The sequence below is a fragment of the Sphingomonas endophytica genome, from assembly GCF_001476895.1.
Lineage (GTDB): Bacteria > Pseudomonadota > Alphaproteobacteria > Sphingomonadales > Sphingomonadaceae > Sphingomonas > Sphingomonas endophytica_A.
Genome location: NZ_LDTB01000213.1, coordinates 1 through 839 on the forward strand (window position 1 = coordinate 1; position 839 = coordinate 839).

Below are 839 nucleotides of genomic sequence, written 5' to 3' on the forward strand. Positions count from 1 at the left end.
GATCTTCCCGGCCTCGAGGTCGAGGTTCAGGCCCTCGACCGCGTGCGGGCGGTCGGCGCCCTTGGGGAGCGCGATCGTCAGATCGCGGATGCGGACGACCGGCTCGCTCATCGTGTCAGGCCCTCGCTTCGCGGCGGCGGAGGATGTCCGGGCCATCCTGCCCGAGATCCCAGAACAGCCCGGCCATGATCGCCAGACCCTCGCGGGTGCCGGAGGCGAGCATGTGCTCGTCGGGCCCGTGCTGGCGGCAGGCCGGGTAGGAATGCGGCACCCAGAGGGTCGGCAGGCCCAGGATCTCCGAGAAGGCGTCGTTCGGCAGCGAGCCGCCGAGATTGGGCAGCAGCGCCGGCTTCTTGCCGGAGCTCGCCTCGATCGACTGGAGCGCCCATTCCACCCAGGGATCCTCCACCGGCAGCCGCGTCGCCTGGAACACCTCGGCGGCGCGGGCCGGCCTGACCTCGATCATCGGGAAGCCGTGCGCGTCGAGATGGGCGCGCACGTTCCGGATCAGGTTCTGCCAGTCGGTGCCGACCACGAAGCGCAGCTGCAGGGTTGCCTTGGCGTGGGGCGGCACGGCGTTGAGCGGGCCGTCCGGATCGCCGGTCTTGAAGGCCAGCACCGCCAGCGTGTTCCAGGCGAAGACCCGCTCGGCCGGGGTGAGGCCAGGCTCGCCCCAGTCGGAATCGATCGTGGGCGCGGTCGGGTCCGCGCCGACGCGGATGTCGGCCAAAGCCGCGCGCACGCCCTCGGGGATCGGCGGCGGCCGCAGGGCGTCCACCAGGATGCTGCCCCGCGCGTCGACCATCGAGGCGATCGCCGAGGCCAGCACCGTGCCGGGG

Annotated in this window: 1 protein-coding gene; it reads right to left on the minus strand. The window is 72.6% G+C overall.

Annotated features, from left to right (window positions below):
- Positions 1 to 115: 115 nt before the first annotated feature.
- Positions 116 to 839 (minus strand): peptidase dimerization domain-containing protein (locus NS334_RS16795; RefSeq protein ID WP_153002812.1); only part of this gene is annotated, 724 nt, incomplete at its 5' end.